Annotated in this window: 8 protein-coding genes and 1 pseudogene; 2 read left to right on the top strand and 7 right to left on the bottom strand. The window is 35.5% G+C overall.

Going from position 1 to position 12,769, the window contains the following annotated elements; translation table 11 throughout:
* The 3 genes from BAQ49_RS27505 to BAQ49_RS27490 all read right to left on the bottom strand — a co-directional run.
* Window positions 1–1,677 (bottom strand): Cna B-type domain-containing protein (locus tag BAQ49_RS27505; RefSeq protein ID WP_071747876.1); only part of this gene is annotated, 1,677 nt, incomplete at its 3' end.
* A gap of 649 nt (window positions 1,678–2,326) precedes the next feature.
* Window positions 2,327–3,883 carry a fatty acid--CoA ligase gene (locus BAQ49_RS27500; protein WP_071747872.1) on the bottom strand — a complete coding sequence of 519 codons (1,557 nt, stop codon included), beginning with the start codon at window positions 3,881–3,883 and terminating at the stop codon, window positions 2,327–2,329.
* A gap of 351 nt (window positions 3,884–4,234) precedes the next feature.
* Entirely contained in the window at window positions 4,235–5,725 is a 1,491-nt protein-coding gene (locus BAQ49_RS27490; protein WP_071747871.1) for a coproporphyrinogen III oxidase, read from the bottom strand.
* Between the two features lie 257 nt (window positions 5,726–5,982).
* Here BAQ49_RS27490 and BAQ49_RS32550 point away from each other — a divergent pair.
* A pseudogene (locus BAQ49_RS32550) lies at window positions 5,983–7,711 on the top strand (S-layer homology domain-containing protein).
* Between the two features lie 41 nt (window positions 7,712–7,752).
* Here BAQ49_RS32550 and BAQ49_RS27480 read toward each other — a convergent pair.
* Window positions 7,753–8,625, bottom strand: coding sequence for a Cof-type HAD-IIB family hydrolase (locus BAQ49_RS27480; protein WP_071747870.1), 873 nt, complete (start codon window positions 8,623–8,625; stop codon window positions 7,753–7,755).
* A gap of 134 nt (window positions 8,626–8,759) precedes the next feature.
* Between BAQ49_RS27480 and BAQ49_RS27475 the strand changes: the two genes are divergently transcribed.
* Window positions 8,760–9,374: a DNA-3-methyladenine glycosylase gene (locus tag BAQ49_RS27475; protein ID WP_071747869.1), complete on the top strand. Its 615-nt coding sequence runs from the start codon at window positions 8,760–8,762 to the stop codon at window positions 9,372–9,374.
* 179 nt (window positions 9,375–9,553) lie between these two features.
* Here the strand turns inward: BAQ49_RS27475 and BAQ49_RS27470 are convergent, their stop codons facing one another.
* The 3 genes from BAQ49_RS27470 to budA form a co-directional block, all read right to left on the bottom strand.
* Complete coding sequence (locus BAQ49_RS27470) at window positions 9,554–10,663, bottom strand: glycosyltransferase family 2 protein (RefSeq protein WP_071747868.1); 1,110 nt, start codon at window positions 10,661–10,663, stop codon at window positions 9,554–9,556.
* A 50-nt stretch (window positions 10,664–10,713) separates the two neighbouring features.
* Window positions 10,714–11,793 (bottom strand): tetratricopeptide repeat-containing glycosyltransferase family 2 protein, encoded by a 1,080-nt coding sequence (locus tag BAQ49_RS27465; protein WP_071747867.1) that lies wholly within the window; start codon window positions 11,791–11,793, stop codon window positions 10,714–10,716.
* A 202-nt stretch (window positions 11,794–11,995) separates the two neighbouring features.
* The gene (budA, locus tag BAQ49_RS27460) at window positions 11,996–12,754 is read right to left on the bottom strand and encodes an acetolactate decarboxylase (protein ID WP_071747866.1); all 759 of its coding nucleotides are present in this window, start codon (window positions 12,752–12,754) and stop codon (window positions 11,996–11,998) included.
* Window positions 12,755–12,769 lie beyond the last annotated feature (15 nt).

Raw genomic sequence — 12,769 nt, 5'->3', positions numbered from 1 at the left:
TTCTTCTGGTTTTACCCAGATTTCCGGTTTGTCTGTTACCTCTGGTTTTTCTAACTCATTCGGTTCTTCTGTCACCTTTGGTTCTTCCGGTTTTGATAGCTCTTCCATCTCTTCTGTTGTTTCTTCTTTACCTTGCTCTTCTACTTCTGTTACTTCATGGATCTTTATATTTGTAATATCATAACCATTAACTTTCGATTGATATCCGGTTACTGGTTGTTCTTTTACTTCATACTTATGAGCTTTTCCTTCATTATTAACTGCTGGTAACTTTTCAAACTCGTATTTCCAATCATTTGCTGCCATAACTTCTTTCGTTGCAATGACTTTACCATCTTGCAGTAAATCTACTTTAATTGTTTCTGGGCGATCATTTACTTTGTCGCCTTCCCATGTTTTCTTTCCCATAACTGATGTAGTTTTTAACTTATTTGGAACCATAAGTTTTATTCCATTTACATCATCCTTCTTAATTGTAAAAGGAATTTTCGTTTGTGGATCGAACTCTACATAGTTCGGTGCTGAAATTTCTTGTACATAGTAATTACCTGGAGTTAGATTCGATGCCTCAACTACTCCATCTTTATTCGTTGTATAAGAATCACCAATTTGCTGTCCTGACTCTGTATACAGTTTAAAAGAAACACCCGGGATAACTTTCCCCTCGTTTCCTTCAATATGTTTCACAATTTGCAGCGTTCCTTTCGCCGGTAAATCCCCTTCAGCTCCGCCGCCAAATGATATATTTTCAACCTTTGCACTATTAGATTCAGAAATAGGTTTCTCATATAAAATTTGATAATCAAGTTTATAGTCATTTTGTAGGAATTTTAAACTTTTTCCACTCTCAGTTATAGTTGATTTATAAGCAACAGTAAATGAAGTAGCGTTCGCCATATGTCTATAAATTACAACTTCAAATGAGTTATCACTAGTAAACTTAATATATCCATAACCTCGCTGTTGAAATTGCTCAAGAGACAAATTTTCTCTACTATTAATAGTTATATAAAAACTATCTTTATTAAGCATTTGTCCTTCTTGTAAAGTATCTTTCAAAACGATATTGTCGTGTAAATATTGTTTCTTTAGATTGATATTTAAAAACCAACGTATTTCATTACTTTTGTCTGGCTGAATATCACCAGCTTTATAGAAAAAGATCCCCGGTTCTGTACCGCCCCCTTTCGAGTGGGTAATGCTAACCGTTTGTTTTTCTAAATTTGTCCCTAAATTCGTTTGTACATCTTTCGTTTTTCCTGCTTCTACATTCGTACCTTGAACAGCGAAATTAAAATTTCCTCGAATATTTTCGAGCTGTTCTACTGTATCATTAAATGTACAAACTACATTATTTGTATTGATCTGGCACGTACCAAAAACACGCCCCGATTCATCCTTTAATGCAATCGTTCCGCTATATCCCTTTAATTCTGGAGGTAGTGCTAACGTTAATGTATCCCCAGACTTCATCTTCTTTCCAGGCTTTTCACTAAAGTTTACACGTATGCTAGTCTTTTCCCCATAATTTAATGTTGTCTTTTCAAATGCAAAACTATCGACAAATCCTGCCGTATTTAATTCTTGAGCATGCCCTATGACAGGCAGAAAAACCTGTCCAATAATAACAGTAAAAATAAAACAAATCACAGATATTCTTTTTAAATATGTACTCATAACGCCTCCATCTTTAATTATCAAATTTTCCTGCGGTGAAATCCTTTCCACCCTAAACCACCTTGAAAAAAGGTTACAACTAAAGAATATTTGCAGCATCAAACTATCTTTAATCATGCAAAACAAAGCAGTAACAAAGCGATTCATTAACCGTATTGTTCTCTTGTTTTGGCAGCCAACAATAAATATTAGTACTTATAAAAATGCATTACAAGACTGTTCATTTACACTTTAATTTGTTACTATAATAGTAGTAACCAAAAGTACTAAATGACCAATTTGCTCATATGGTCATCTGATGACTGACCATCTTTCTTTACAAATATGCTCCACCAACATTCTCCTCAAATTTATTTATTCAACTCGTACTAATATATGAAGATGTTTCGTAATTACAAACTAACTATTACTATTTTAATATTCCTCATCCAACCAACAACACTTCTATTCAAAATAGAAAACATGATTTCAGGGCTAAAACAGTAAAAATAAAATTATTTCATTATAATATAAGAACGTAATTTAAAATAAAAGGTATATACTATTTTTTGACCAAACTACCTCCCTTACTTGATTATTTTTAAAAAATAAGGCTACCTTTCCTTATGAAGAAAGATAGCCTTATTTGTATAGATAACTGTCCTACTAATTATTTTTTCGCGCCTTTCAGCGACTCTCTCAGCACAAATTTTTGTAGTTTTCCACTCGCATTACGAGGAAGTTCATCCACAAATAAATAATGACGTGGGCGTTTATAGTCTGCTAATTCGTCACTTTCTTTACAATACATTTCTAAATCAGCTTCTGAAATATTTTCATCTTTCTTTACAACGACCGCAACGACACGCTCTCCCCATAGTTCATCTGGCTCACCAAGTACTGCAACATCTAATACACCAGGGTGACTATGAAGGAAATCTTCAACTTCACGAGGATAAATATTTACCCCACCGCTAATTACCATATCATCAACACGATCTGCAACGAATAAATAACCGTCTTTATCGAAGTAGCCTAAATCACCAGAATGATACCAGCCTTTATACATTGATTTTGCATTTGCTTCTTCTCGATTATGATAACCAGCCATCATAGTCGGGCCGCGTAAAATAATTTCCCCTACTTCATAAGGAGGCAAGACATCGTCTGGCTCTGCCGGTGCATCTTCGTTCGGTTTGACAATTCGAATTTCATGGCTAAAGCACGGTGTTCCAGCTGAACCAGCTTTCGTAATTTGATCCTCTTCCACGAGAAACGCAACAACCGGTCCCATTTCTGTCATTCCGTAAATTTGGACAAGATCAATATAAAGACGCTCTTTACATTCCTTCACTAGTGCTGGTGCCATCGCAGCCCCGCCATATACACCAATCTTCATCGAAGTTAAATCATACTTAGTCAGATCTTTTTGCAGTAACATATTCCACATCGTTGGTGCTGCAAAAAACGTCGTAATCTTCTCTTCTTGAATTGTATGTAGCACTCTATCCGTATCAAAATGATGTAAAATAACATTCTTTCCGCCAACTTGAATGCGCGGTATAATTCCAGCATTTAACTCGCCGCAATGATATAAAGGCGCTACCACAAGTCCAGCGCTATCCCTGTTATATTTTATGAAATACGTACAAATCATACTATGCTCAGCCATATCACGATGGCGATGTAGTACACCTTTCGGATGGCCAGTCGTACCACTCGTATAAAGCATAGAACAATAATCCATCTCATCTACTACAATATCTACTTTTTCAGCTGATGCTTCATTTACTTTTTCATGGTAAGAACTCGCATAGGAAGGTGTATCGTCTTCTACATACCAAAAAGACGTATTTGGAAAATCTCGTTCAATCATAGCAACAGTTGATTCGACTGCTTTTTCAAAGACAACTAATTTCGAGGCTGCATCTTGGAGGATATACGATAATTCTTTTGCTTTTAAGCGGAAATTAATCGGGTTAAAGATCGCCCCAATTTTGGCACAGGCTAAGTAAACGTTTACAAATTCACGACAGTTATATAAGTAAACAGATACAGAGTCTCCTTTTCTTACTCCTTCTTTCAATAGAGCTTGCGCCGTTTTATTTATTTGCTCATCCCACTGTTTATATGTCCAGCGAATATTTTTTTCTGGCTCTACTAACGCCTCTTTATTCGGATACTTGCCAACTGCTAAATCAAAAATTCTCCCTATCGTCATGTACATGCCAACAATTTCCCCCTTTTCTCTTTCATAAATCTATCATTTCGTCTATAAGTAGACATTGTCCTCTAATAATATGACTAATTTTTCTGATTATTATCGACATAGTTTTACAAACAGTGTCACTTGACGGTAAATGAAATTATATTGAAGGTTTTTTAAATATATTGACCGCAACTTGAAATATATCAGCGATTTTTAAAATATATCGACCGCAACTCAATTTATATCAGCGATTTTTCGAATATATCGACTTACCGACAAAAACTGACAATATAAAGTGACACTTTAATCTGCCCGGCAAATAGCGGGATAAAAAAGAGACTGTTCCAAATCGGAACAGTCTCTTTCTCCTTACACAAATAGCTCTTCTAAAATTTTCAGTTTATCTTCTGTATATTTCACAAAGCCATCGTTATATGATTTTGGATCTTTCGGATTCGCAAAGTGTGTAATTGCTCCTGTTTGTGGGTGAACAAATTTACTTGATGCACCGCAACCAAGTCCGATAATCGATTGTACTTCTTCCATAATAACAATATTGTAGATACTTTCTTGCGTAGGCATTGCATACCCAACGTTTTCTAAGTTCCCTAAAATATTTTTTTGACGATATAAATAGTATGGCACGTAATTGTGGTTCTTCGTCCACTCTTCCGCCTCATGCATCATCGCAGTGATTTCTTCGCGACCTGCTACTTTATATTTACGTTTGTTTTGCGTCATTTCAGAAGCACGTTTAAATGATAACGTATGAACTGTTAACGATTCTGGCATTAACTTTTCTGTTTCATCTAGCGTATGCTTGAAGATTTCTAATCCTTCACCAGGAAGACCAATAATTAAGTCCATGTTAATATTGTTCATTCCCATTTCACGTGCTAAATGATACTTCTCAATCGTTTCTTCTACAGTATGATGACGTCCAATTGCTTTTAGTGTCTCTTGATGGTATGACTGCGGATTAATACTAATACGGTCAATGTTCCATTTATTTAACACTTCTAGCTTCGCTGGTGTGATCGTATCTGGGCGACCTGCCTCAACTGTTACTTCACGTACATCTTTCACATCTGGGAACGCTTCGTACATTTCTTCATACAGCATATCCATCTCTTCTGCTGTAATACTCGTCGGTGTACCACCGCCGTAATAAATCGTCGTAACTTTAACACCTTTTTCTTTTAAAAACCTACCAATTTCACGAACTTCATAATGTAAGCCACCTAAGAACGAATCAACTGACCCTTGGCGTCCGTTAATTGCATAAGCCGGGAATGTACAGTATGCACATTTTGTTGGGCAGAATGGAATACCGATATAAATACTTACTTCCTCTTTCAAACGGTATAAATCCGGAACTACCGCTAATTGGCAATCCACGATACGCTGAAGAAGCTCAATTTTCTCTTCATGAATTAAATAACTTTCACGAAGTTCTTTATGCGCCTCTTCTTTTGTCATACCATTTTGAAGCATTTTATGAAGAAGCTTCGTTGGGCGTACTCCCGTTAAAATACCCCAGCTCTGTTCAAGTCCAGTTAGCTGTTGAAGTACAGAAAGATATACGTAAGAAACAACATGTTTCACTTGCTTCATACGTTCTTTTTCATCTGTAAAAGCAGATAAATCTTTCGAGAATGTTTCTTCATACACATTTCCGGTTGCAACATCTGTTAAATGAGCTGATGCTGTCACATTACCTTCTATCTGTATATCAACGATCAGATCTGCTTCTTCTTTCTCAAACCCTATCGTGCTCTCTTCAAAAAATAAACCGCCAATATTTTGTAGCGGGCGTAAAAAACGATCATCTTGTAACGTTTTAATTGAAATTAACAACATTATCACCTTTTCATTTGCAAACTCTCTTTAGTTTACTTGAAGGGCGTTTGCAGGTCAATACAGAAGGTTTTACCTTATTCCCATATCACATTTACAACATACTGAATATTGATTTTTCATAAACACCCCTTAGTTGTATAGACATTATAACATGCCCTTGTTACAATCTAAAACGTATTAGTACTAACTACTAGTTTAAATACATATAAAGGAGGCCTGTTAACACGAGATTAAAAACCTAACGTGTTAAAACAACTATGAAGAAAAAGTTTTACAACATTTTAGCACTCTCTCTTGCACTACAAACTTTTGTGGCACCTACTTATTCATTCGCAGAGAATGTAGAGAAAACCACGGAAGTATCTACTGATGAACAAGCTTTAAAAAGCATTGAAGAACATGCAAAAACATCGACATAATGAAGAGAATCACCTTGAAATAAATGGTGAATATCTTCTCCATTTATCAAAAAAACTTCCACTATATGACTCAAACAATTTAAAGAACAAAACAAATATCGAAGTTACTGAACAAGTCGTAAAGGCAACAAAGAAAAAAGATACTACATATTATGTACAAACTGCATCTGGTTCTGGCTGGATCAATAATGACGATAATAGTTTAGAAGTACGAGAGATTCATAAACTTTCCAATAAAAAATTAATTATAAAGGAAGAGACTTTTACATATTCACTTCCTTTCGAACCATTTAAAGAAGAAAATAAAATACAGCCACAAATAATCACTCCTACTGAACAATCTGGGAATTGGTTTAAAATTCAAGTAAACGAAACATCAAAATGGATTTACGCCCCTTCAGCTACGTTTGAAGGTACGAAAGCATCCTTATTAGAAAATAAGAGTTCTACAGAAAAGAAAACTTTATATAGAACGCCCGCAAATTTATATACAAGCACTATTTATGGTGTGACATTTAAAGAAATGATTGTCCCAAAAGGTAATGAAAACATTCGACCTGGATACGCAATGGATCCAAAATACATTACAATTCATGAAACTGCTAATACGAGCAAAGGTGCTAACGCTTTAAATCACGCAAAGTACTTAGATAGTCAAGCACGCGGAAAAACCGATCGTTCAGCATCTTGGCATTTTACTGTCGATGATAAAGAAATTTATCAACACCTTCCATTAAATGAAGTTGGGTGGCATGCTGGAAATAAAACTGGAAATTATGAATCAATCGGAATTGAAATTGCTGTAAATAGCGATGGTAATTATGTTAAAGCAGTAGAAAACGCCCGCAAATTAGCTGCGTATTTAATGAATGAACTAAATATCTCGCTAGATCATGTTCAAAAGCACCAATTTTGGAGCGGAAAAAACTGTCCTGCATTTATGATTCAACGTGGACAATGGAATGCTTTCTTACAAGGAACAAATGCTTATTATAATGAAAATCGTAAAGATGTTATCCCTGAAGAAATCCCACATGAAAAAGACGATATTACAGGTGGCTGGTATGAGCAAGATATTCGCCAGTTAGCAGCTAAAAAAATTATGTTCGGCGACGGTAATGGTTCTTATTGGCCAAATCGTCTTGTAACACGTGCAGAATTTGCAAACTTAATGTCGCGCTCTTTAAAGTTACCTGCTGGAAATTCTAAATTTACGGACTTAAACGAAGCACATCCGTCTTTAGTAGATGGAATTAATCGCGCCGCTAGCGCAGGTATAATTAATGGTCGTGGGAATAATAAATTTGATCCAAATGCTACAATAACACGTGATGAAGCTGTTATTATGATTGATCGTGCACTAGAATACAAATGGATTTATAGAAAAGAAGTGAAATTACCATTCACTGACCAAGACTTAGCATACAATAAAAAAGCATTACAAAACGTTTATGCATACGGAATTGTAAAAGGGAACGAGCGAAACGAGTTTGTCCCAAAAGGTACAGCAACACGTGGTAAAGCTGCTGCATTTTTAAATAGAATGCTTAAAGTAATCGAAGCATAAAAACAAAAAAGAAACGTAGCGAAAATGCTACGTTTCTTTTTTCATCGTTTCGGTGTATTTTTATGATTTTTCAAAAAAGGAAGCGGAAATTGTTTGCGAAAATGTTCTTTAATCATATACTCTACACCATTCTCACTATTCGAACGTGTAATCCAGTCAGCTGCTTGCTTCAACTCTACAGGCGCGTTCCCCATCGCTACCCCAAGTCCAACGTTTTCAATGACCTCTAAATCTTCCATGCTATCCCCAATCGCAACCATTTCACTAAGGTGAATATTTAAATGCTCCCCAAGTAATTGTAAACCACGTAGTTTCGATACATTTTGAGGGAGAATTTCTATACGCCCCGCATCACATTCGACGTACTCTACATCTTGAAATGCCTTTCTTAACGTATTCATCCCTCTTTCTTTTTCACCTTTCGTATGGAAAACAATATCAATTTTTGGTGCAGCTACTGGATGATCACGCAGTGCATCCCCTAGCGAATCTACAAATTGAACTGGATAAAATAACGGATCAGCGCTCGATAATACAGTACGTGCAATTAAGTTTGGTGTATTTCTCTCACGATTCCCAATTGAAAATCGTTCATGAGAAATGCGAACATTACAATCAAAATGCTCTAACACTTGCACAATATTAAAGGTTTTCTCTTCAGATAATCTCCTTTGAGCGAAAGGCTTATCTAACGATGCTGAAACGAAAGCTCCGCCATGTGTAACTAATATAGAATCTAATTTTAACGCCTTGGCAATTTTATGAGCCGATTGAAAATTACGATTCGTAAATAATGTAACGTATACATCTTTTCTTTTCACAAATTCAACTGTTTCCCGTAACCCTTTTGCGATTTTTCCGTTGTTGTATAGTAGTGTCCCATCTATATTAAGAGCTAGTAAGCGATAAATCATGTCGCACTCCCCCTCTTCGCTGTTGTACTCTATCCATAATTTATGAAATAAACGTAGCAAATAGAACGAGTTAGAATTACTACTCAAAATTTGGTTTACTATATACATATACAACCAGCAAAGGAGATAGTACAATGCAGGCACCACCTTCTTTTTATGAAGGCGATACGTTAGAAGTCGCAAAGAAGTTACTCGGACATAAACTTGTTCATATTGTAGATGGAATAAAACGAAGCGGAATTATTGTAGAAGTAGAAGCATACAAAGGTCCAGATGATAAGGCCGCACATAGTTACGGTGGCAGACGAACAGATCGAACAGAAGTAATGTTCGGTGCACCCGGACATGCTTACGTATATCTTATTTATGGTATGTATCATTGTTTTAACGTAATTACAGCACCAGTCGGCACCCCGCAAGGAATTCTCATTCGTGCTCTTGAGCCTATAGACGGAATCGAAGAAATAAAACTAGCGCGCTACAACAAAACCGATATTACGAATAAGCAATATAAAAACTTAACAAATGGACCTGGAAAACTATGCCGCGCACTCGGAATCACTTTAGAAGAACGCGGGGTATCATTACAAAGTGATACATTACATATTGAGTTAGTTCCAAAAGAAGAACATTTATCATCCACACATAACATAATAGCTGGCCCTCGTATTAATATTGATTACGCAGAAGAAGCCATTCACTACCCATGGCGGTTTTATTATGAAAAGCATCCGTTTGTTTCAAAGTAAAGAAGCTATCCTATAAGTATGCGAAACCAGCTTATAGGATAGCTCTTTTTTCATAATTCATCACACGTCGAAAAGCCGAAATCCGGGCTCGGATTTCGGCTTTGTTTCTATAAAAGAAACCGTTGTTCCTCCAACATTGCCAAATACAGTTCATCTCCACAGAGAAAATCTTAAAAGTATTATTTTTTTAATGCATAATAATTATCCAAATTGAATTTCGACATAATGAAAGTTCCTGTTGGCGTTAACAGTTGTGACATAGATTGTATGACATGCGGTAATTTCGCTGGCTCAATGGGATGTGATAGTAGGATGTACTGGAATTTTTCATCTGTAAATACCTCATGTAACTTGTCATATTCAGCAGAAGTTGTAGGAGCTACCCTATTTGCAAGAGCTGCCGCTTTTTCATTACTTTCTGCTCCGAATAAAGAAACTGCCTGATAACACCCTTTTATTTTTAATAAAGTGGCACCACATCCAGCTCCTATATGAAGAATATTTACTTTATCAGGTGCAAATCGCTCTAAAATCGCTAGTAAATCATAATGAATGTATAAACTTTCACCATAAAATCCCCATTTTTCATACAATTTTATATTATTCGCATGTAAAACTACAGAAAATTTCATACTATCTTCTTTCCATGAGACACTTCCATAATGATGAATAAATGTATCTCTACATAAATACAATTTATATCCTTTTTCAAACATTCTTAGTGACAAATCATCATCTTCATAATTCCCCGGTGTAAATCGTTCATCTAATAATCCAACTTCATCTAACACTGATTTTTTTATAAGCATACAGAATCCGATTAATTTCATACGTTCTTCCCATTTATCTTTATCACTTTGATTATATAAAGTTGCAAACTTCTGCATTCCTTCAATATCTTTATAAAAGGTTGGTATAGCAGTATAGTAAGCTGCATTATTAGTTACGGGCCCTACCGCTCCAGTATCCTTACTTTCATATAAACACCGAATTAAGTTGCTTAGCCAATTTTCAGTTACGACCACATCATTATTTAATAATAGAATATTATCACCTTTTGCCTCTTTAATCCCCTGATTGCATCCCTTTGGAAAACCCATATTCTCCGCATTTTCCACTAGCATAATATCCGATTGTTTTTGTAACCATTCTACAGTACCATCTGTTGACGCATTGTCCACAACTATTAACTCATACTCTTGTTCCACTGTATAAGTTCTAATACTTTGGATGCATTCTTTTGTATATTGTAATTGATTATGAGTCAATATAATTATACTTGTGAGCATGAATCAAACTCCTCTCAGCAGCCAAAATGATTATCTAGTATTATTAAATACTATTTTTGTAATAAACTATCAAAATATTTTCTATTATATGCAATGCTTGGATTATTAGGTATGAACTCCGCAGCTTGTTCGTTATGATAAATTGCCTTTTCATATTCTTGTATTCGATCATAACAAATACATAGTTGAATATGCGGCAACCATGTATGACACTCTTCTCGGACAAACGGAGAATCCTTTGGCCTTGGCCCGTCAATTGCTGCATGGTACCAATATATCGCTTTAGAATATTCCCCTTGTTGCAAAAATACACGTCCTAAGTGGCAACAAAGTTCTCCTCTAGGCGTGTCATACGTAAATGATTGCAAACAAGACTGTATAGATTTTTTTAAGTCCCCCAATTCTAAATAACATTCGGCTCTTTTTAAACACGCTTGAATATTATCTTCAACCCAACCCTTTTCTTCATCTAAAAATTTAGAATACCCCTTAACAGCCTTATCAAATAATCTGTGATCCCTACATTCATTTGCATAATAGTACACATCACGGGGACTAAATTCTTTTCCACTCTCAAGATGCTTTTCATATATTTTCAAATTACGATTAGTATATGCTTTTATTTTTTTATGACTTACCCCTACATCACTATTTATAAGATTTCCATACACCTCTAAATATTCATGAACAAATCCATGCCATTGAAAATTTCTACTTCTGTTGACTAATCGATATCGCCTTAAAGAATGTGTTGGATTTCCTTCTATATCAAAAGTTAAATAATATTTCATAGATACTGCATCCGTACTACGATCTAACGTACTTTTTAACTGCAACAATTTCTTTATATCTTCCGTATCTATTATGTCATCTGCGTCTAGCCAAAGAATATATTCTTTTGTAGCTTTAGAAAATGCAAAATTTCGTGCCGCTGAAAAATCTTCAATCCATTGAAAATCATAAACTTTCGCATCATACTTCTTCACAATTTCTTTTGTAGCATCTGTTGAACCTGTATCTACAATAATAATTTCATCCACAACACTTTTGACCGATTCTAAACATTTCGATATAGTTTGTTCCTCATCTTTTACAATCATGCATAAACTAATAGTAATCGAGTTTCCCATCATATCCCCCCTATCCTTTTGATGTATATGTTTAGGGAGAAATTTATATTTCTTTTGCTTCAAAATTGAGTTTTCATTTTACAAATGAAACATAATGAGGCGGTACAGGGGAATTTCACGAGAAGATTGCGCATCAATAAAAAAACCGAAGCCTGAACAAGACTTCGGTTCTTATATAGAGAATACATGATTTCGATTCCTTTTACTCCGCACCTTCCGCAGTCGCAATATCATTCTCTAAGTTTTCTCTTGATAGTTCAGCCGTCATAAAGTCAGCTGTTTCCGGAAGCGCTAAATGCATATGAGCTTTTTGACAAATTTGGATCGTACAGTTTTCTACAACATAATCGAAAACATGTCCACCCCCGCGAATTTCATCATCAATGTAATGTAAGTGGAAACCAGCTACACCAATACCTTGCGCGTAATCCGGCGTCCAAAATCCAGCCATCGTTCCATCCGTATCTTTAAACGAAAAAATCGGTTGTGATTTCGTCACTTCAACGAGCGGCGTATATGGTTTTTCTTGTCTTGGAACAGTTCTCGTTCTTACTTCACAGAACGTACCGTCCATTCGAATAGCGTAAAATAAGTTTTTACTCGGCATCAATTCATGTAATAACGCTTCAACTTCTTCACGATTCATCGGGTGTTCTACCGTATAACTCATTTCTTTTTCAAAAAACGTTACCGTCGCAAAAGGTGTTGTTTCTTCCGGTTCTACCTTTTCCGCTGAACCGTCTGAACGTAAATGATAAAACTCATTATCAAACGCAATCATTTCACCATCTAATTGATCAAATGTGCCGATGCCAAAATCACCACGTTCTTTCAATTCCTCAAAGTTAATAACACCATCATATATACCATCTAATAGCGCAAGCATTGTAGATGTTTGATATACTTCATTACTCGTTTTCGTTCTTTTTTCATCAATATCAATTAATTGCGCAACATTCATCTCAAGTCTGCCCCC

The organism is Bacillus proteolyticus (assembly GCF_001884065.1).
In the GTDB taxonomy this organism is placed as follows: Bacteria; Bacillota; Bacilli; order Bacillales; family Bacillaceae_G; genus Bacillus_A; species Bacillus_A proteolyticus.
Note: the sequence above shows the minus strand (reverse complement) of the source record. Positions and strands in the feature narration are given on the sequence as shown.

Coding starts and splice junctions, on each gene's coding strand:
- BAQ49_RS27500 (WP_071747872.1), bottom strand. CDS start 3,883: ATGTACATGACGATAGGGAGAATTTTTGATTTAGCAGTTGGCAAGTAT.
- budA (WP_071747866.1), bottom strand. CDS start 12,754: ATGAATGTTGCGCAATTAATTGATATTGATGAAAAAAGAACGAAAACG.
- BAQ49_RS27480 (WP_071747870.1), bottom strand. CDS start 8,625: ATGATTTATCGCTTACTAGCTCTTAATATAGATGGGACACTACTATAC.
- BAQ49_RS27475 (WP_071747869.1), top strand. CDS start 8,760: ATGCAGGCACCACCTTCTTTTTATGAAGGCGATACGTTAGAAGTCGCA.
- BAQ49_RS27470 (WP_071747868.1), bottom strand. CDS start 10,663: ATGCTCACAAGTATAATTATATTGACTCATAATCAATTACAATATACA.
- BAQ49_RS27465 (WP_071747867.1), bottom strand. CDS start 11,793: ATGGGAAACTCGATTACTATTAGTTTATGCATGATTGTAAAAGATGAG.
- BAQ49_RS27490 (WP_071747871.1), bottom strand. CDS start 5,725: ATGTTGTTAATTTCAATTAAAACGTTACAAGATGATCGTTTTTTACGC.